Annotated in this window: 1 protein-coding gene; it reads right to left on the bottom strand. The window is 67.0% G+C overall.

The window, feature by feature from the left end; genetic code table 11:
- Window positions 1-291: class II glutamine amidotransferase domain-containing protein (locus MD536_RS21080; RefSeq protein ID WP_438839271.1), on the bottom strand; the 291-nt coding region annotated here is incomplete at both ends.

Below are 291 nucleotides of genomic sequence, written 5' to 3'. Positions count from 1 at the left end.
AATCGCCGCCCCGCCCATCGAGAACTCGCCGAAGAAGGGCTGCACGTCGCGGATCGCGGCCCCTTTCGATCCGGCGGTGGAATAGCGCACATGTCCGATGGCAAGCGGGCCGGGCAGCGTTTCCATCAGGGACTGGCTGGTGAAATTGTCGCGCACATAGCCGAAGCGGCGCACCGAGTTGAAGCCCTGCTCGGGATCGTGGCTGACGATGCCGCCGGCCTCCTGGCCGCGATGTTGCAGCGCATGCAGGCCGAGCGCCACGAAGTTCGCGGCGTCCGAGAGGCCGATGAC

This window comes from Flavihumibacter cheonanensis (genome assembly GCF_022352215.1).
In the GTDB taxonomy this organism is placed as follows: domain Bacteria; phylum Bacteroidota; class Bacteroidia; order Chitinophagales; family Chitinophagaceae; genus Flavihumibacter; species Flavihumibacter cheonanensis.
This window is presented reverse-complemented; position numbering and strand designations above follow the sequence as displayed.